This is a genomic window from Brevibacillus sp. 1238, assembly GCF_029892995.1.
GTDB classification, from domain to species: domain Bacteria; phylum Bacillota; class Bacilli; order Brevibacillales; family Brevibacillaceae; genus Brevibacillus; species Brevibacillus parabrevis.
The window spans coordinates 290,396-305,921 of sequence record NZ_JARXWC010000006.1 but is presented as its reverse complement, the minus strand read 5'-3'; the positions used below and the strand labels follow the sequence as shown (position 1 = coordinate 305,921).

The window sequence follows — 15,526 nt, the reverse complement described above, 5'->3', positions numbered from 1 at the left end:
CGAAACGATGCTGATCTCCCCGCTTTTGTGTGATTTTATGATTGCTTCACCAGTTCTTCCAGCTCGGCTGGCGCAAAGCCTTTGACCGCTTTGTCGCCCACAACGGTTACCGGAACGCCCATGAAGCCAAAACGCTCGACATCCTCTTGGTAGGCGCGGCTGGTCATGACATCGCGCACTTCGAACGAAATCCCTTTTGCCGTCAGCCACTGCTTGACCATGTCGCAATCGACGCAGTTTTTCGTCGAGTAGACGATTACGCCTGGCTCCGACGAACTGGCATCGGACAGCAGCATGTTGCGGACAATCGCATACGAACGCTGCGAAGCAAGCTTGGTAAACTCGACGAAGTTGACATGCGCAGAGCCGTCTGCCTTATCGGACATCGATCGCACGACGACAAACGGCACGCCGTTCATCGCACACACTTGTCCGACTGCCGCTCCTTCCATCTCCGTGCAATGAGCCTGGAACTGCTCGTACAGCCATTGTACCTTTTCCCGGCTGGCGACAAACTGGTCACCGGACAAAATGCGGCCGCTCACTACCTGAACACCCGCTTCCAATCCTTTTCCAGCCTCGATCGCTTGTTGCATCAGCTCCTGGTCGGCTTGCCATGTCCATTGCTCCGTAAACGGAATTTGCCCCGGGGCAAAGCCGAGCGGCGTCACGTCGATATCATGCTGCAAGCAGTCTGTCGACACGACAATATCGCCAATGTTCAATTCCGGGTGAACGGCACCAGCTACGCCCGTAAAAATGACGCGCTCCACCTGAAACTGATCGAGCAAAATTTGCGTCGTGACCGCTGCATTCACCTTGCCGACACCTGACTTGCAAAGCACGACTTCTTTGCCTTCCATCTTCCCGCTATAGTAAGCCACTCCGGCTTTGACCGTCGTCGTGGCTTGTTGCATCGCTTCCAAATACAGCGCAATTTCTTCGTCCATTGCGCCGATAATTCCGTACCGCATCCACTTATCCTCCTCTTGCTGGCAATCTGTTGCGGGCGATGCGATCAAGCCTGCTGCGGCTTGGTGCTTTCCCGATACTCGATCCGGTGCGGCAACAGCACAACGTGCTCTTCCACGTTTTCGTTGTTCATGTACTTGGTCAGCAGGCGCATCGCGACCGCACCAATATCGTACATCGGCTGAACTACGGAAGTCAGGCGCGGGCGCACCATTTCCACGAGGCGAATGTTGTCGTGGCCGATGACCTCGATATCGCCCGGCACGTTCAGACCGGAATCCTGGATGGCATGGATCGCTCCAATCGCCATTTCATCGTTGGCAGCAAAAATCGCTGTCGGCGGCTCAGCCAGCGCGAGGAATGCCTTCGTTGTCGAAAGCCCTGACTCGTAAAAGTAGTTGCCTGTCGCAACCAGCTCCTCGTCCAGCTCGATCCCGTTGTCCTTCAACGCCTTTTTGTAGCCTTCGTAACGCATCAGGCCGTTGAGCGGATCGTTCGGCGGGCCTGAGATCATCGCAATCCGCTTGTGTCCGCGCGAAGCCAAAGCTTCCGTCGCATCGTAAGCGGCCTGGAAATGGTCGATGCTCACAGAAGGCAGCACGTTGTCCGCATCGCGGGTAGCCGCGAGAACGGTCGGCACCGAAGTGCTGGTCAGCGCCTGAAGGTGGTCTTCCTTAATTTCTGCCCCCAGGAACAGCAGCCCGTCCACTTGCTTTTCCAACAGCGTATTGATCAACTGCAATTCTTTTTCCATCCGCTGGTCAGAGTTGCAGAGGATGATGTTGTATTTGTACATCGTTGCAATGTCTTCGATTCCACGGGCCAATTCGGAAAAAAACAAACTGGAGATATCCGGGATGATGACACCGACGGTTGTTGTTTTTTTGCTGGCGAGACCGCGAGCAACGGCATTTGGTCGATACCCCAGACGTTCAATCGCAGCCAGTACCTTTTTTCGGGTCAAAGGCTTTACGTTGGGATTCCCGTTGACTACACGGGAGACAGTCGCCATCGAAACCCCCGCTTCTCTTGCCACGTCGTAGATTGTAACCGGCATCACACACCCTCACTTTCCCTATATTTTGGTTTTCATAGTTATTTTCATAAATATATGCACCTATGATACGACAAGCCGTATGCGGTTGCAATCGTTTTTACGGGCTTTGGCGCCGCTATTTCATTAGTTTGTTCATCGTTTTCAAAAGCTCGTCAATTACTTCGCTATCCCCTTGCTGAATGCGCTCGATGACACAAGATTTCATATGTCCTTCCAGCAGCATTTTGCCCACGGCATTCAAGGCGGACTGCACAGCAGCGATCTGGTTGAGGATGTCGTCACAGTATACGTCTTTTTCCACCATTCCGCGGATTCCGCGAATTTGTCCCTCTACGCGGTTGAGCCGCGAGACAAGGTTGGACTTGATTTTATCAGGCCGCACGGTGGCGCGATCAGACGAGCAGCAGTGATCTTGATCATTCATCTGGCATAGCCTCCTTCGCCGTTATCAGCACTTAAATCCTAGCTTACTTGGTCGACCTCGGGTTCGTCAAATCAAAAGGTCCTCCCTGCGCGCAGGAAGGACCAGCAAACTGTTTCGTTATCCTCTGGTTGCTACCACTTCGCCTTTGTACAGGCCGGAAGCAAGCAATTCGTCCACAAATTCGTTGAACTGAGGAATGTTGAGCTGTTGCTTTGCATCGGACAGAGCAACATCCGGGTCCGGGTGAACTTCTACCATCACACCGTCGGAACCGATTGCGAATCCTGCTTTCGCGCAAGGCAGCAGCAGGTCGCGACGACCAGTAGAGTGGGTCACATCGACGAAGACAGGCAAGTGCGTTTCTTGTTTGAGCAACGGTACAGCAGAGATATCAAGGGTGTTGCGAGTCGCTTTTTCGTACGTGCGGATACCGCGCTCGCACAGCATGACTTGCGTGTTGCCCTCAGATACGATGTACTCGGCTGCGTAGATAAATTCTTCGATCGTGGCGGACAGGCCGCGCTTCAGCAGGATAGGCTTGTTTACACGGCCTGCTGCTTTCAGAAGCTCGAAGTTTTGCATGTTGCGCGCACCGATTTGGATGACATCGATGTATTTCGTCGCCATTTCCAGATCGGCTGGCGTGACGATTTCGCTGATCGTTACGAGGTTGAACTCGTCACCGATACGCTTCAAGATTTGCAAGCCTTCTTCTCCGAGACCTTGGAAATCGTATGGGGAAGTGCGAGGCTTGTATGCGCCGCCGCGGATTGTTCTCAAGCCGCGTTTGGCATGGTTTTCCGCTACCGCTCTCACTTGCTCGTAGCTTTCTACGGAGCAAGGTCCTGCGATCAGGATCGGGCTTTTGCCGCCGAACTCGACGCCTTTTACTGTAATGACCGTGTCTTCCGCTTTCTTCTTGCGGCTGACCAACAGAACTTTTTTCTTGTCTTCGTTTTGCAAGTCCAAGGATACTTGGAAAATTTGCTTGAACAGATGGCGAACCGTGCTGTCGTTGAACGGGCCTTTGTTATTTTCCACGAGCAGATTGAGCATTTGGCGCTCGCGCTCTGGATCAAAGCGGTTGCTGCCCAGCTTTTCTTTTTCTTTGCCGAGCTCTTGCACCAAAGTCGCCCGCTGGTTGATCAATTCCAAAATTTGCAGGTTGATTTCGTCTATCTGTTTGCGCATGGTCTCAATTTGATCGTGTGCCATTGTTTCTCTCCACTCTCCTCTTTTTATATAGGTCTGCTAGGTGGTTGCCGATAAATTAGGGTTATTATAATCGATTCAAACTCCCTTGTCAGCAGTTTAGCGCCAAAAAGCGCGAAAGTAAATTATTTATGTTTTTTTACCTTTGCAAATTCTTCGCCAAAAAAGGGATAATTCCTTGTTTCGACAGGATTCTTGATAGCTGTGGTCGAATCCATTGGATATATGTTCTAACGAAAGCCTTCATCTATTTCTACTGATCGACACGAAAACGAGGGAGTGACTTACCTTTGTCAGCCTATAACGAAACAGGCTCCCCTGAGCTGATTTTTTCACTAGATATTGGCACACGCAGTGTGGTCGGACTGATTGTGGAAACGACCGGAGATCAATTTCGCGTGCTCGACTGCGCCATTCGCGAGCACGATGAACGCTCCATGCTCGATGGACAGATTCACGATGTGGTTGCCGTTGCCAAAGTGATCAAGCAAATCAAGGACGAATTGGAAGCAAAGCACGGGCAGCTGCATCAAGTAGCTGTGGCAGCAGCCGGCCGTTCGTTGCGCACCCGCCGCGTACGTGTGGATATGCCGCTGTCGAGACACGCCTTTATCACGCGGGAAGATGTGGTCGCACTGGAGTTTGCCGCCGTGCAGGAAGCCCAGGCAGACTTGGCAAAAGAACTGCGCGAGCTGGATGCGACCCGCTATTACTGTGTCGGCTACAGCGTCGTCAACTACTACCTGGACCAGGAACTGATCGGCAGCCTGATCGATCAGCGCGGAGACACAGCCAGCGCAGACGTGATTGCCACATTTTTGCCGCGGGTAGTCGTCGACTCGCTGATTGCCGCCTTGAAACGGTGCGACCTGGAGATGCAGGCACTCACGCTGGAGCCGATTGCGGCGATCAACGTACTCATCCCCGTAACTATGCGCAGACTCAACATCGCGCTCGTCGATATCGGCGCAGGCACATCTGACGTCGCCTTGACCGAAGAAGGAGCGATTACCGCCTACGGCATGGTGCCTGTAGCCGGAGACGAGATCACGGACGCGCTGATGAATGCCTTTTTGCTCGATTTTCCGATGGCAGAAGAGGTCAAACGTCTGCTCACCACCCACGAATCGGTGACGTTCGCGGACATTCTCGGCATGGAACACACGATGAGCGCAGCGGAAGTAACCAGCGCCATTGAAGGAGACGTTTCCCAACTGGCAGAAAAAATCGCGACGAAAATCATGGAGCTGAACGGCAAGGCACCACAAGCTGTCATGCTGATTGGCGGAGGCAGTCTGACGCCGGGCTTGACCGGAAAAGTCGCCCAGTTCCTGAACATGCCTGCCGCTCGCGTCGCTGTGCGTGGTGGCGATGCGATCAAGCAATTCGTGGGAGACAATCCGCTGCTTAGCGGGCCAGAATTTGTCACGCCAGTGGGAATCGCAGTAGCAGCACGCCGCCACCCGCTCCGCTACGTGACTGTTACCGTCAACGATGTGCCGCTGCGCATTTTTGACTTGCGGAAAATGTCCCTAGGAGATTCTTTGATCGCTGCCGGACTGGACATTCGCCGCCTTTACGGAAGACCGGGTCTGGCGATGAGCGTCACGGTAAACGGCCGGATGAAAATGATTCCTGGCGGTCACGGCACGCCTCCTGTCATCATGAATAACGGAGAAGCCGCCAGCCTTGATTCACCGATTGCCGATGGAGACACCATCACGGTTGTCGCGGGAAAAAACGGCGAGGACGCTCATGTTTTCGTGCGCGAGCTGCTCGATCAGCTGGACACGTTGGATATCGTCTGCAACGATCGCCCGCTGTCGCTGGGGCCAGTGATCCACGTCAACGGCACGCCTGCGCAGCTCGACGACTCGCTGGCCGATCGCGCGGAAGTAGAAATCCGCCTGCCCCGCACCGTTTCCGAAGTGCTGGCGGCAGCTGGTCTTTTGGCGCCTGATGAACAGCCAGCGCCATCCGGGCTGCACTTCAGCGTGAACGGGCAGTCTTACACACTCCCAGCGCACAACCCGATTCTGCTCTTAAACGGCAAAACCGCCACTTTCAGCGATGTCGTCCGCCAGGGAGACGAGCTTTCCTATCGCCTGGAGGAAATCGCACCGCCAGCCATCCGCGACGTCATCCCGCTGGAAGAATGGGTGCAAGAAACGATGACCGTCTCCTTCAACGGCGAGCGAGTGATGCTGCCCGTCGCACAGGTGACGATCACGTTGGACGGCAAAGTGGCATCCGCAGACGAGCTTGTGCCTGATGGGGCCGTCATTACGGTCAAATCTGCCCCATCCGCCCCTCCGGTATTCAGCGATGTGTTCCGGTTCGTCAACTTCTCTCTGGAGAAGCCGGACAATGAGAGCATCTCCGGCTTCGTCATGCTGGTAAACGGACAGCAAGCCAGCTTCCAGACCGAGCTGAAAAGCGGAGATAAACTGGAGCTGTTTTGGGAGTAAACACAAAAAAGAGCTGCGCTAAAAGCGACAGCTCTTTTTTCGTAACAAGCTTTTTCGATGAGGGGACTAGGCGCCGACTGCCTGCTTGATGGCATCCTTGGTAATTTTCCAGTGAGAAGTATGCCATTTCACTTCTCCGTTTTCCAGCAGGAAAATTTGCGGAGACTCGTGCTTGATCGCAAAACGCTCCGCTACTGCGTTCGATACCGGACGATCTTCGCGCACGAGAATTACGGCCGCTTCTACGGAATGATCCAGCAGATACGCCTGGAACTCTTCATAAGCGGATGTGCTGATCGGGCAAATCGTGCTATGCTTGAACAAAAGCTGCTTCCCTTTTTGCGCAACGAACTGATCCAGTTCCTCGATCGAGTGGAGTTGTTTTTGGGCCACCATTCATCTCTCCTTTTGTCGCTTCCTATGCGCCTTTCAGTATACCGAAATCTGGATGGCAAAGTCTACGCTTGCGGTGCACGGGGGCAAAAAGGGGCAGAAGCTGACGTCTCGACTGCGCCAACAAAAAGGAGCCGCCTGTTCCAGCGCCTCCTCTTTCGTGTTTATACCATGATTTTGGTCAATCGCTCCCGCAGTTCCAGCATCCATCTCTCATCGCCTAGGGACTGCGCCAACAAAAACAGATCCAGAAGCTCGTTGACCCTCTCGCCCAGCACTTCACGAACAGAAGAATCTGCCTTTTCGTTAGCAATCAATACCAATAAGTTGGATAACTCTGACATTTCTTCAAATTCGATCGCCTGGCGCTGCGGATGTTGGCCCAGTTCCTCCATGAGTGATTTCAAATCTTCTTTGATGACATCTACCACCTGGGAATGCGCGCAGCAATCGTCGACGCAAACGTGTACCGGGACGTTCATGATTTTGACCCGCTTTTTATACACGACATTGCGCAGCACGATCTCCATGTCATTCCCGCAGCGGCTGCATTTCTTTTGCACAAAGTTCACCCCTAACTCTATCTACATATGTATACCTCTCATACTATTCGAGGCTCCTCCCTTCAATCCTGCTAAAACGCAGGTGGTACATGGTGGATGCAGTGGCAAATATCGTCCATCCATGGAGGACGTGTCCAAGCAAAAAGCGATGCCCGTTTGAGCATCGCTTTTCGTGTATGTGCCACTGTCTCGCCGCTTACGCGTAAATGGCGTTTACTTTTTCACAGTGCGGGCAAACCGCTACCTTGCCGGAATGCCCCGCCTCATCTTCCACCCGGTATCCTGTAATCTGCTCCGAGAAGCAAAACAGGCATTCCGTATTGAAATCCATATCGTACTGGGCTTTCCACACAATGGACTTGAAATCCTCGCCTACATTAATCGTAATGGGAACCAGCTCGTGCTGAAGACTCGACAATGATCTTTGCATCGCCATAACATCCTTTCGTTTTTTGCAAAGTCTTTTCGTATCCTCTAGCTTTTCCTGATTTTCAGAATAATAAACATGCGCAGGCAAGCAGATGGCATGGAAAGAATCTTCGCAAAAATGGGCGGATGCCCGTATCGGGACTGTGCATAAACCCATATGTTATGGATGTAAGCACAAGAGGCTTAACACACAACAAGGAGGATGTTCATCCTATGAGTAGCATTTTCAATGGAGACCTCGATGATTTCACCTTAGTGTTGATTCTTTTTATCCTGTTGGTCATCATCGGCTGCGGCTGCGATTGACATAGCCATATTGGCGCAGGACCCTGCATATACATGAAGAACCGAATCCTGTAAACGCGTTTCCTCCGCACGCTACCCTGGTATGGGTAGCTTTTTTCTATCCGATTTGTGTACAATACATACTGATATGATATGGAAAGCGAGGGATCCCCTTCCTATGAAAGATCCACGTATTGAGCAATTAGCTGACGTCCTCGTCAACTACTCCACCAAAGTACAAAAAGGTGAAAACGTTTTAATCTACTCCATCGGCGATGTGACTGACTTGACGAAAGCCGTAATTGCCAAAGTTTACGCAGCGGGAGGCAATCCTTACGTTCAACTGATTGACCAAAGCATTCAGCGCGAACTGCTTCTCGGTGTCAACGAAGACCAGCTCGGCATCATGCGTGAAGCTGACGTCTCCTTTATGAAGCAAATGGATTGCTACATCGGTATCCGTGGCGGCGACAACATCAGCGAGCTGGCTGACGTGCCGGGCGACAAAATGCAAATGTACTCCAAGCTGTTCGCCCGCCCTGTACTGGACGTGCGCGTGCCTGAAACCAGATGGGTTGTGCTTCGCTACCCGAACGCTTCCATGGCTCAACTGGCCAACATGAGTACAGCCGCTTTTGAAGATTTCTACTTCCAAGTGTGCACGCTCGACTACGGCAAAATGGACAAGGCGATGGACAGCCTCGTCGAGCTGATGGAAAAAACCGACAAGGTGCGCATCACAGGACCTGGCACCGACCTGTCCTTCTCGATCAAAGGCATTCCTGCCATCAAATGCGCCGGAGAAGCCAACATCCCGGACGGGGAAGTATTTACAGCCCCAGTGCGCGATTCCGTCAACGGCACGATCTCGTACAACACCCCATCCCCATACCAAGGCTTCACTTATGACAACATCAAGCTGACCTTCAAGGATGGCAAAATTATCGAAGCGACTGCCAACGACACGACGAAAATCAACGAAGTGTTCGACACAGACGAAGGCGCCCGCTACGTCGGCGAATTTGCGATCGGGGTCAATCCTTACATCCAAAACCCGATGAAAGACATTTTGTTCGATGAGAAAATCGACGGCAGCTTCCACTTCACGCCTGGACAAGCCTATGACGATGCGTTCAACGGCAACAAGTCGTCCATCCACTGGGATCTCGTCATGATTCAACGCCCTGAGTGGGGCGGAGGGGAAATCTGGTTTGACGACCGCCTGATCCGCAAAGACGGACGTTTTGTCGTGCCAGAGCTGGAGTGCCTCAACCCGGAAAACCTGAAGTAAACAAAAAGAAGGCTTCGCCACTTTATTGCGGCGAAGCCTTCTTGCATGCGTGTTCAACCCAATTGGTCAAATCCCTGCTCAGATGGAAGCAGACAATGCTGGTTGTTTGGCTAGCGAGGGCATTTTGTGCTCCAAAAAGGAAATCGTCGACTCCAGATGATGGATCGTATATTCCCAGCAAAAGCGCTGATATTCGTCAAAATGCAGCTCCAGCTTCTTGAATGAGGCTCGGCTTTGTTGAAGCATTTGGCGCTGAAGGTTCAAACAGCTCTCCAGCATGTCCTTTTGCTCCTCGGGGGAACGGCTCTTGCCAAAGAAAATTTTCACCAGCATGTCAGAGCGCAGCACAGGAGGCAAAATCGGCGTCTGGATTTCTTGACGGAACGTGTCCTTGCCCTGCTCTGTAATCTGATACAAAATTTTGTTCGGCTTTCCAGACTGGATGACCTCTTGCTTGGTGACCAGTCCTTCCTCTTCCAGCTTGCGCAGTGCGGGGTAGATCGCGCCAAAGCTGGCATCGTAGAAAAAGCCGATGCTGTTGGAAAACGCCTGCTTGATATCGTACCCACTCATTTCTCCATAGCTCAAAAAGCCGAGTATGATCGTTTTAACATCCATCTCTTCGCATCCTCCATTATCTTTCTTTTTCTCTCTCTAGCGACAAAGCAGACAATTGCCTTTTTTCAGACAGAAGTGAATATCCATCTGCTAAGCCTTTATGTTCAAAATATTCTCTAACTACATGTATTATAATTCGATTCTAATAATTATACCAATGCTATTTCTTTATTATATCAATCAAAAATAATGATATAACAAACGCCGCGCTCAAATTGGGCGTCCCTTCCCTTTCGCCCCTCCATAAGATGATATATACCTAACTGCTGTAGGGGGAGAGATTGGTGAAAAGTAAAAAATGGTCCCAATATACGCGAGTAAAGTACCCTGTGAGCAGCAGCAGTCTGCACCCGTTCAATTTTTTTGTCCCTATTGTAGAGCGCGTACAGGAGGGAGTCGTTTCCATCGTCACGGAAGACGCTCCCCTAGCTAAAGACGTCGATTCTCTGATTCGCAGTCTCATCGACCAGGATGATAATACTTCCTCACCGCCTACCGAGCGCAGTTTCGGCTCCGGTTTTATCTTCCACCCGAGAGGCTATATTTTGACCAGCGAGCACGTCATCGGCAAATCGAAAAACATTTTTGTCAAGCTGTACAACGGCAAAGTATTTGAAGCCAAACGCATCATTGCCGATCGAGTCAGAGATTATGCTGTTATCAAAATCGACGCGGACTGCAAGCTCTATCCTTTGGCACTCGGAAACTCTTCACACACCAAGGTTGGTGAATGGGTCATCAGTGTCGGTTCCCCGCTTGCTTCCAAAGGAACAAAAACCAAGCTTCTTTCAGACCCTGACACGTTGTTCCCTCTGCCCTACATCCCCGGTCTGTCTCTTGCGGGCGAGATGGAGAGCGAATTGCACAGGCCGCTCGATCGCCTTGGCGTACGTGACCATATCCCCCATTTGGCGAAATACTTCCCGCCCCGGTTTCGGATTGACCTCGATCAGCCAGACGCTCCCGTCTACAGCGACACCGATATCCAGCCCGAACTCCATCATTCGTCCAAAGTAATCCTCCAGCGTCTTCGCCACCTCATGGGCAAGCGAGTGACACTCCTTCGTGATCAGCTGTGCTTGTCTCTTGCCGAATCGCTGCTCGATCAACCCTTCAAAGGAAACAGCGCGCCCTCCGCCGTGCAAATTGGAGGTCGAACTGCCAGCCTCCCCGATCCGTACCCCGGAGCCAGTCACCCTCCACTCCCCTGCCTGATCCTTTTGGATGAGCACGCGCACATCTGCCACATGATTCGGAATCAATCCGAGATCGATCCCTTGCTGCACGAGAAAATTGCCATCTGCAATCTGCTGCTCGACTACCCAGCGGCCAACCCAGTTCTCCACAGCACTGACGCTGTCCAGCTTGGCAGTGTGCGTCTGATATTGCTTGTCGCGCCCGGAGAGGCTAAATTCTTTGCCCTTGGCCGATATCCGCAAAATGCTTTTCCCTCCGGAGCCGTTCCCCGGCTTGACGTACACGAGTGGATATTTGCTCAGCATGGTTGCAACTCGCTTTTTTTCGTACAAGTGTGTTTCCGGAATCCAGTGCATCACCCGCCTGTCCTTGGCCAAAAGCTGGGTGACCCGCCACTTTTTGCTGAACGGGCTGTTGGCAAAGAAAAGCAGGTCGCTGTTTCGCAGCCGAATGTACTCGGGGACACGCCGCCGATAGCGGTCGATGACGACCTGCGGCCACGGAAACCATCTGCTGCTCCAGCCGCCGCCTGCTTTGGGAAGAAAGCCTTTGATCTTTTTTTCCTTCATGTTTACGTCCTGATGCGAAAACAGGTAAATTTCCGCCCCCAGCTTCTGCCCTGCCAGCACCAGCTTGCGCAAGTAGTCCGGCTCGCCAAAGCGCTGCCCCTGGCGCCAGGTCAAAATCCCGATCACCGGTTTTGGAAGCATCCTAACACCCTCTTCTTCTCGTATCGTTCGCCACAGTCTATGTGCATGTGCCTGCCTGTGAAACGATTTTTGCCGGAAACGGGCTTGGCTCGTGCGGGCAATCCTATTTCCAGCATAACCCCGCCCCGGTATGGCAAACATAGATAAGCACATGCCAAACACTTCGTTACTTACTTTTTTCAAGTTTATCTGCTACAATAAGCGTTAACATAACCATGCTGTATAGAGGTGACACCAACATGAGTCAAGAATTTGCTGGCGAGCACATGTGTCCCAAGTACGAATGCGCCATCAATGTCCTCGGCAAGCGCTGGACAGGTTTGATCATCCACGTTTTGCTTCGCGGCGCTGTTCGCTTCAAAGATATTCGCGAGATGGTTCCGCACATGAGCGACAAAATGCTTTCGGAGCGACTGAAGGAGCTGGAGGAGCTGGGAATTTTGGAACGAAAAGTATACCCGGAAATTCCTGTGCGCATCGAGTATGAATTGACAGAAAAAGGAAGAGATCTGCGTCCGGTCATTGAATCCATTCACGAATGGGGACAAAAATGGATGTAGCGCAGCCCCACTTGTCCAATCAGGATAAGCGGGGTTTTTTTGTGCGCAAAAAATCCAAGTTTTCCAATCTGTCCAGGCATACAAAGCGCTGTTTTGCTGTAGACTCTAGCAACCTCAGTTGATGGGAGGAAATCCGATGCGAACGGCTGTCTACATGCGCGTCAGCACCGAAGACCAGGCACGTGAAGGATTTTCAATCCCGGCCCAGCGGGAAAAACTGTTGGCTTACGTCCACTCACAAGGGTGGGAGGTTGCCGCCATCTACGCGGAAGAAGGCGTGAGCGCCAAAGATACGAACCGCCCTGAACTGAAACGGCTGCTGAAAGATATCCGCGAAGGGAAGACCGATGTCGTCCTCGTCTATCGTCTCGATCGCCTCACCCGCTCTGTGCTGGATCTGTACCGGCTTCTCCAGGAGTTTGAAAAGTATGACGTGCGCTTCAAAAGCTGCACAGAGGTGTACGATACGACTACCGCCATCGGCCGACTGTTCATTACGCTGGTGGCGGCGCTCGCCCAGTGGGAGCGGGAAAATTTGGCGGAGCGAGTCAAGCTCGGCATGGAGCAGATGGCGAAGGAACGAAAACGGCCAGGCGGCCCCCCGCCTTTTGGCTACGAGCTGGTGGACGGGGCGTTGACCATTCAGCATGCGGAGGCGGCTGGCGTCCGCGAAATGTTTGAGCGCTATGAGAAAGGCGAGTCGCCGCGGCAGATTGCGGAGTGGGCAAATCGCCAAGGACTTCGCGGAAAAAATGGCGCAAGCTGGGGGGCAAGTTCTGTCCTGCGCCTGCTGAAAAATCCGGTGTATCACGGGGCGCTGCGCTGGAACTACACCGACGGGCTTCAGCGCCAAAACTCGCCGGATCAATGGATCGTGGAAGAGGCCGCCCATCCGGCGATTATCGACAAAGACCTTTTCATGCGCATTCAGCAAAAAATGGCTGCGCGCAGCTCGCTCCACCCGCGTGTCCTTGGCTCCACCTTTTGCTTTTCCGGTTTGCTCTACTGCTCCCTGTGCCACTCCCCCATGCGCGGCAAGACAGCCAACACCAAGAGCGCGGGAAAGCGTTACGTCCATCGTTATTATGTATGCAAAAACAAGCAGGCTGGCCGCTGCGACGCCCCTGCCATCCGGGAAGACCGTCTGGAGCAGGCCATCCTCTCCGAGCTGATGAGCTATTCGCACGAAGCGCGTGCTGCTTTGGAAGAAGTCCGGGCCTCGCTTTCTTCTGTGGTCCCTTTTGCAGATGCAGAAGCGCGGGAACAGAGGCGAGCGCTCAAATTGCGGCGCTGGGAAGCAGCTTACGAGGAAGGACTGCTCACCCTCGAAGCATTTCGGCTGAAAATCGCTGCCCTCGCCAAAGAAGCTGACGCTCTGTTCCCCGCTCCACCTCCGTCTTTTGCCAAAGCTGCCTTCCCGCCCTACAGTCAGCTGACCAATTGGCCGCTCCTCTGGTCCCATGCCAGCGATGAAGAGCGCCGCATGCTCATGACGGCACTCGTCAAACGCGTGGAAGCAGCCGAAGCTCCCGGCAGGAACGCACACGGCCGGACGATTCAGCTGCAGCAACTGGTCTTTTTGTAGTTTTTGTCGCTATGTACACAGGCGGTTCCCCGCTTGGGTTGGAAAACTCTGTAACGGCCGGAATTATCAGCGCCAAAAACCGTCGCCTCCAGGTGGCAAAACGAATGTATGAAGAGATTTTCCAAACCGATGCCGCCATCAACCCCGGCAACAGTGGTGGGCCACTTATCAATCTGAATGGCGAGGTCGTGGGGCTGAACGCCTTTATCATCCAGTCCAGCCAATGCCTGGGCTTTGCCATCGGGATTGACGCACTGAAAACGCAGCTTGAGCAGTATGTTTTCAAATAAGCGGAGAAGCAGATATTGGGAAAATAAAAAAACCCCGTCTACGATGACGGGGATTGCTTCTCAAATGCGATCAGGTACACATTCTCGCCTTCTGAATTGAGTTGTTCCTCTGCCTGTTTCAACTGTTGCAGCTGCACGGCCGTCAGCTGCGCAATAGGCAGTTCGCTTAAACGATTTTGCTCCATGCGCCATTCCTCCGTTGGTATCAGACTCAAGTGTTAGTCTGTCCACCTGAACGGGTATGTATTTACGCCGTCAAATCGAAAGCTTTGGCAATCGCCGAACACGAGCGCTTGCAGAATACGATTGGCAGCTCACGATCCTTCGCCTGGTTTTTCACGGTTTTCGCGAGGTTGTGATTGACGAAGTCGGTCAAAACGAGAATCATATGAATGCCCGCAGGAATTTTCACACCTGTTTGGGAGCTTTTGCGCCCCGTTACGTGATGAATATCTTTAAACCCTTGTCCGTGCAGCAAATCTACGATATTACCAAGGCGATCTCCGCCAATGACTAAAATGGATGACATAATGTTTTCCTCCTTAAAATGGGTGAGTGTCGATGTATGTTCTGGTTCTCTGTTTTCTAATTGATAATGAATATCACTATTATTGATAAATATTATCATTCCCAATTAGCTTTGACAATACTCTCCATGATAACTTTTTTGTAAAAATCCAAAACTAAACGTATCCACCTCAGTCGTGGCGTGGCTTGAGGCGATGTGCTCCCGGCAAAACGTGCCATTTATTAACAGAAAACGCCGAAAATCTACATATGTATTGCCCGGTTCATTTTTCCAACTGTATAATGAACAAATAGATCGTGAATGAGGAGGTGGCGGAGGGTGCAAGAAATTACACAGCTGCACGCCATTTTTGATCGCACCAGAGGTTACATCAATCGTTTCATGGGCATCATCCAGCCGATTATCGACGCTGCACAGGACGAGCACACCCGCTTGTACTACCATCACATTTTGGAAGAAGAAGAACAGCGCATGGGACGTCTCCAGGAACTGGTTCCTTACCTGGAAAACGTATCCGGAAAAGAATCGCTTGCCCAACTGAGCGACCGCGAGCTTTCTCAGTTGCTGTCGGATGTGAACCTGGAGCGGTTTGGCCTGCACAATTTCCGCGAGCATCTGGAGCTTTCCCTGTACGAGTTTCAAGATGACGAAACCCGCACGACATTGGACGGCATGCGCGAAAAAACTCACGCCGACTACTTGCAAGTAAAAGAAATCATGGCTTCGCTCAGCGGACGGTTCTCTGACGGGTCCCATCCTGACCTGACCGACCACGATGAAGGCCACGATATTCATCAGGTGGATCACCTGAAAGCTTCTGCAACGGCTGCTCACGGTGTTGCTTCCGTCATCAAACACGCGGCTCCTGCCAAGACTGCCGCTCCTGACAAAAAGGGGCTTACTGTTGGAAGTTTGAAAGGACATTAAGGAAACACCGATCTTA

General features: G+C 52.3%; 18 protein-coding genes and 1 pseudogene. 8 read left to right on the top strand and 11 right to left on the bottom strand.

Annotation, left to right across the window (positions count from 1 at the left end; translation table 11 throughout):
- Positions 1-35 precede the first annotated feature (35 nt).
- The 4 genes from M2298_RS16690 to M2298_RS16675 form a co-directional block, all read right to left on the bottom strand.
- Positions 36-974, bottom strand: coding sequence for a 5'-methylthioadenosine/adenosylhomocysteine nucleosidase (locus M2298_RS16690; protein WP_217022312.1), 939 nt, complete (start codon positions 972-974; stop codon positions 36-38).
- A 44-nt stretch (positions 975-1,018) separates the two neighbouring features.
- Positions 1,019-2,029: a catabolite control protein A gene (ccpA, locus tag M2298_RS16685; protein WP_122964016.1), complete on the bottom strand. Its 1,011-nt coding sequence runs from the start codon at positions 2,027-2,029 to the stop codon at positions 1,019-1,021.
- 115 nt (positions 2,030-2,144) lie between these two features.
- Positions 2,145-2,453, bottom strand: a complete 309-nt coding sequence (locus M2298_RS16680; protein WP_063228119.1) for a metal-sensitive transcriptional regulator — start codon at positions 2,451-2,453, stop codon at positions 2,145-2,147.
- A gap of 117 nt (positions 2,454-2,570) precedes the next feature.
- Positions 2,571-3,668: a bifunctional 3-deoxy-7-phosphoheptulonate synthase/chorismate mutase gene (locus M2298_RS16675; protein ID WP_122964015.1), complete on the bottom strand. Its 1,098-nt coding sequence runs from the start codon at positions 3,666-3,668 to the stop codon at positions 2,571-2,573.
- Between the two features lie 287 nt (positions 3,669-3,955).
- Between M2298_RS16675 and M2298_RS16670 the strand changes: the two genes are divergently transcribed.
- A complete protein-coding gene (locus M2298_RS16670) occupies positions 3,956-6,133 on the top strand; it encodes a cell division protein FtsA (RefSeq protein WP_217022313.1) in 2,178 nt (725 codons plus the stop codon).
- A 66-nt stretch (positions 6,134-6,199) separates the two neighbouring features.
- Here the strand turns inward: M2298_RS16670 and ytxJ are convergent, their stop codons facing one another.
- From ytxJ to M2298_RS16655, 3 genes are all read right to left on the bottom strand, one after another.
- Positions 6,200-6,526, bottom strand: a complete 327-nt coding sequence (gene ytxJ / locus M2298_RS16665; RefSeq protein WP_167470276.1) for a bacillithiol system redox-active protein YtxJ — start codon at positions 6,524-6,526, stop codon at positions 6,200-6,202.
- A 164-nt stretch (positions 6,527-6,690) separates the two neighbouring features.
- Positions 6,691-7,089, bottom strand: a complete 399-nt coding sequence (locus M2298_RS16660) for a hypothetical protein (RefSeq protein ID WP_229049716.1) — start codon at positions 7,087-7,089, stop codon at positions 6,691-6,693.
- 196 nt (positions 7,090-7,285) lie between these two features.
- Positions 7,286-7,519 (bottom strand): hypothetical protein, encoded by a 234-nt coding sequence (locus tag M2298_RS16655; RefSeq protein ID WP_063228116.1) that lies wholly within the window; start codon positions 7,517-7,519, stop codon positions 7,286-7,288.
- Positions 7,520-7,644: 125 nt separating this feature from the next.
- On the opposite strand from M2298_RS16655, the gene yjcZ reads away from it, so the two are divergent.
- Together yjcZ and M2298_RS16650 are read left to right on the top strand one after the other, a co-directional pair.
- Positions 7,645-7,824 carry a sporulation protein YjcZ gene (gene yjcZ, locus M2298_RS28280; protein WP_122964012.1) on the top strand — a complete coding sequence of 60 codons (180 nt, stop codon included), beginning with the start codon at positions 7,645-7,647 and terminating at the stop codon, positions 7,822-7,824.
- A 157-nt stretch (positions 7,825-7,981) separates the two neighbouring features.
- On the top strand, positions 7,982-9,094 hold the full coding sequence (locus M2298_RS16650) for an aminopeptidase (RefSeq protein ID WP_173599886.1): 1,113 nt from the start codon (positions 7,982-7,984) through the stop codon (positions 9,092-9,094).
- A 78-nt stretch (positions 9,095-9,172) separates the two neighbouring features.
- Here M2298_RS16650 and M2298_RS16645 read toward each other — a convergent pair whose 3' ends face one another.
- On the bottom strand, positions 9,173-9,712 hold the full coding sequence (locus tag M2298_RS16645; protein WP_122964010.1) for a PadR family transcriptional regulator: 540 nt from the start codon (positions 9,710-9,712) through the stop codon (positions 9,173-9,175).
- A 284-nt stretch (positions 9,713-9,996) separates the two neighbouring features.
- On the opposite strand from M2298_RS16645, the pseudogene M2298_RS16640 reads away from it, so the two are divergent.
- Positions 9,997-10,422, top strand: a pseudogene (locus tag M2298_RS16640) (trypsin-like peptidase domain-containing protein); the annotation flags it as partial.
- 78 nt (positions 10,423-10,500) lie between these two features.
- Here M2298_RS16640 and M2298_RS16635 read toward each other — a convergent pair.
- Positions 10,501-11,619, bottom strand: a complete 1,119-nt coding sequence (locus M2298_RS16635) for a YheC/YheD family endospore coat-associated protein (protein ID WP_122964009.1) — start codon at positions 11,617-11,619, stop codon at positions 10,501-10,503.
- A gap of 239 nt (positions 11,620-11,858) precedes the next feature.
- Between M2298_RS16635 and M2298_RS16630 the strand changes: the two genes are divergently transcribed.
- The 3 genes from M2298_RS16630 (at position 11,859) to M2298_RS16620 (ending at position 14,054) form a co-directional block, all read left to right on the top strand.
- Complete coding sequence (locus tag M2298_RS16630) at positions 11,859-12,179, top strand: winged helix-turn-helix transcriptional regulator (RefSeq protein WP_005828119.1); 321 nt, start codon at positions 11,859-11,861, stop codon at positions 12,177-12,179.
- A 136-nt stretch (positions 12,180-12,315) separates the two neighbouring features.
- Positions 12,316-13,764 (top strand): recombinase family protein, encoded by a 1,449-nt coding sequence (locus tag M2298_RS16625; RefSeq protein ID WP_173598272.1) that lies wholly within the window; start codon positions 12,316-12,318, stop codon positions 13,762-13,764.
- An 11-nt stretch (positions 13,765-13,775) separates the two neighbouring features.
- Positions 13,776-14,054 (top strand): S1C family serine protease, encoded by a 279-nt coding sequence (locus M2298_RS16620; RefSeq protein WP_122964007.1) that lies wholly within the window; start codon positions 13,776-13,778, stop codon positions 14,052-14,054.
- A gap of 38 nt (positions 14,055-14,092) precedes the next feature.
- Here M2298_RS16620 and M2298_RS16615 read toward each other — a convergent pair whose 3' ends face one another.
- Together M2298_RS16615 and M2298_RS16610 are read right to left on the bottom strand one after the other, a co-directional pair.
- Positions 14,093-14,239 carry a hypothetical protein gene (locus tag M2298_RS16615; protein WP_173596902.1) on the bottom strand — a complete coding sequence of 49 codons (147 nt, stop codon included), beginning with the start codon at positions 14,237-14,239 and terminating at the stop codon, positions 14,093-14,095.
- A gap of 62 nt (positions 14,240-14,301) precedes the next feature.
- A complete protein-coding gene (locus tag M2298_RS16610) occupies positions 14,302-14,583 on the bottom strand; it encodes a DUF2325 domain-containing protein (RefSeq protein WP_005828113.1) in 282 nt (93 codons plus the stop codon).
- Positions 14,584-14,901: 318 nt separating this feature from the next.
- Between M2298_RS16610 and M2298_RS16605 the strand changes: the two genes are divergently transcribed.
- Positions 14,902-15,510 (top strand): IMEF encapsulin system ferritin-like cargo protein, encoded by a 609-nt coding sequence (locus M2298_RS16605; protein WP_173596901.1) that lies wholly within the window; start codon positions 14,902-14,904, stop codon positions 15,508-15,510.
- Positions 15,511-15,526: the final 16 nt, after the last annotated feature.

Coding starts and splice junctions, on each gene's coding strand:
- M2298_RS16690 (WP_217022312.1), bottom strand. CDS start 974: ATGCGGTACGGAATTATCGGCGCAATGGACGAAGAAATTGCGCTGTAT.
- ccpA (WP_122964016.1), bottom strand. CDS start 2,029: ATGCCGGTTACAATCTACGACGTGGCAAGAGAAGCGGGGGTTTCGATG.
- M2298_RS16680 (WP_063228119.1), bottom strand. CDS start 2,453: ATGAATGATCAAGATCACTGCTGCTCGTCTGATCGCGCCACCGTGCGG.
- M2298_RS16675 (WP_122964015.1), bottom strand. CDS start 3,668: ATGGCACACGATCAAATTGAGACCATGCGCAAACAGATAGACGAAATC.
- M2298_RS16655 (WP_063228116.1), bottom strand. CDS start 7,519: ATGCAAAGATCATTGTCGAGTCTTCAGCACGAGCTGGTTCCCATTACG.
- yjcZ (WP_122964012.1), top strand. CDS start 7,645: ATGCCCGTATCGGGACTGTGCATAAACCCATATGTTATGGATGTAAGC.
- M2298_RS16650 (WP_173599886.1), top strand. CDS start 7,982: ATGAAAGATCCACGTATTGAGCAATTAGCTGACGTCCTCGTCAACTAC.
- M2298_RS16645 (WP_122964010.1), bottom strand. CDS start 9,712: ATGGATGTTAAAACGATCATACTCGGCTTTTTGAGCTATGGAGAAATG.
- M2298_RS16635 (WP_122964009.1), bottom strand. CDS start 11,619: ATGCTTCCAAAACCGGTGATCGGGATTTTGACCTGGCGCCAGGGGCAG.
- M2298_RS16630 (WP_005828119.1), top strand. CDS start 11,859: ATGAGTCAAGAATTTGCTGGCGAGCACATGTGTCCCAAGTACGAATGC.
- M2298_RS16625 (WP_173598272.1), top strand. CDS start 12,316: ATGCGAACGGCTGTCTACATGCGCGTCAGCACCGAAGACCAGGCACGT.
- M2298_RS16620 (WP_122964007.1), top strand. CDS start 13,776: ATGTACACAGGCGGTTCCCCGCTTGGGTTGGAAAACTCTGTAACGGCC.
- M2298_RS16615 (WP_173596902.1), bottom strand. CDS start 14,239: ATGGAGCAAAATCGTTTAAGCGAACTGCCTATTGCGCAGCTGACGGCC.
- M2298_RS16610 (WP_005828113.1), bottom strand. CDS start 14,583: ATGTCATCCATTTTAGTCATTGGCGGAGATCGCCTTGGTAATATCGTA.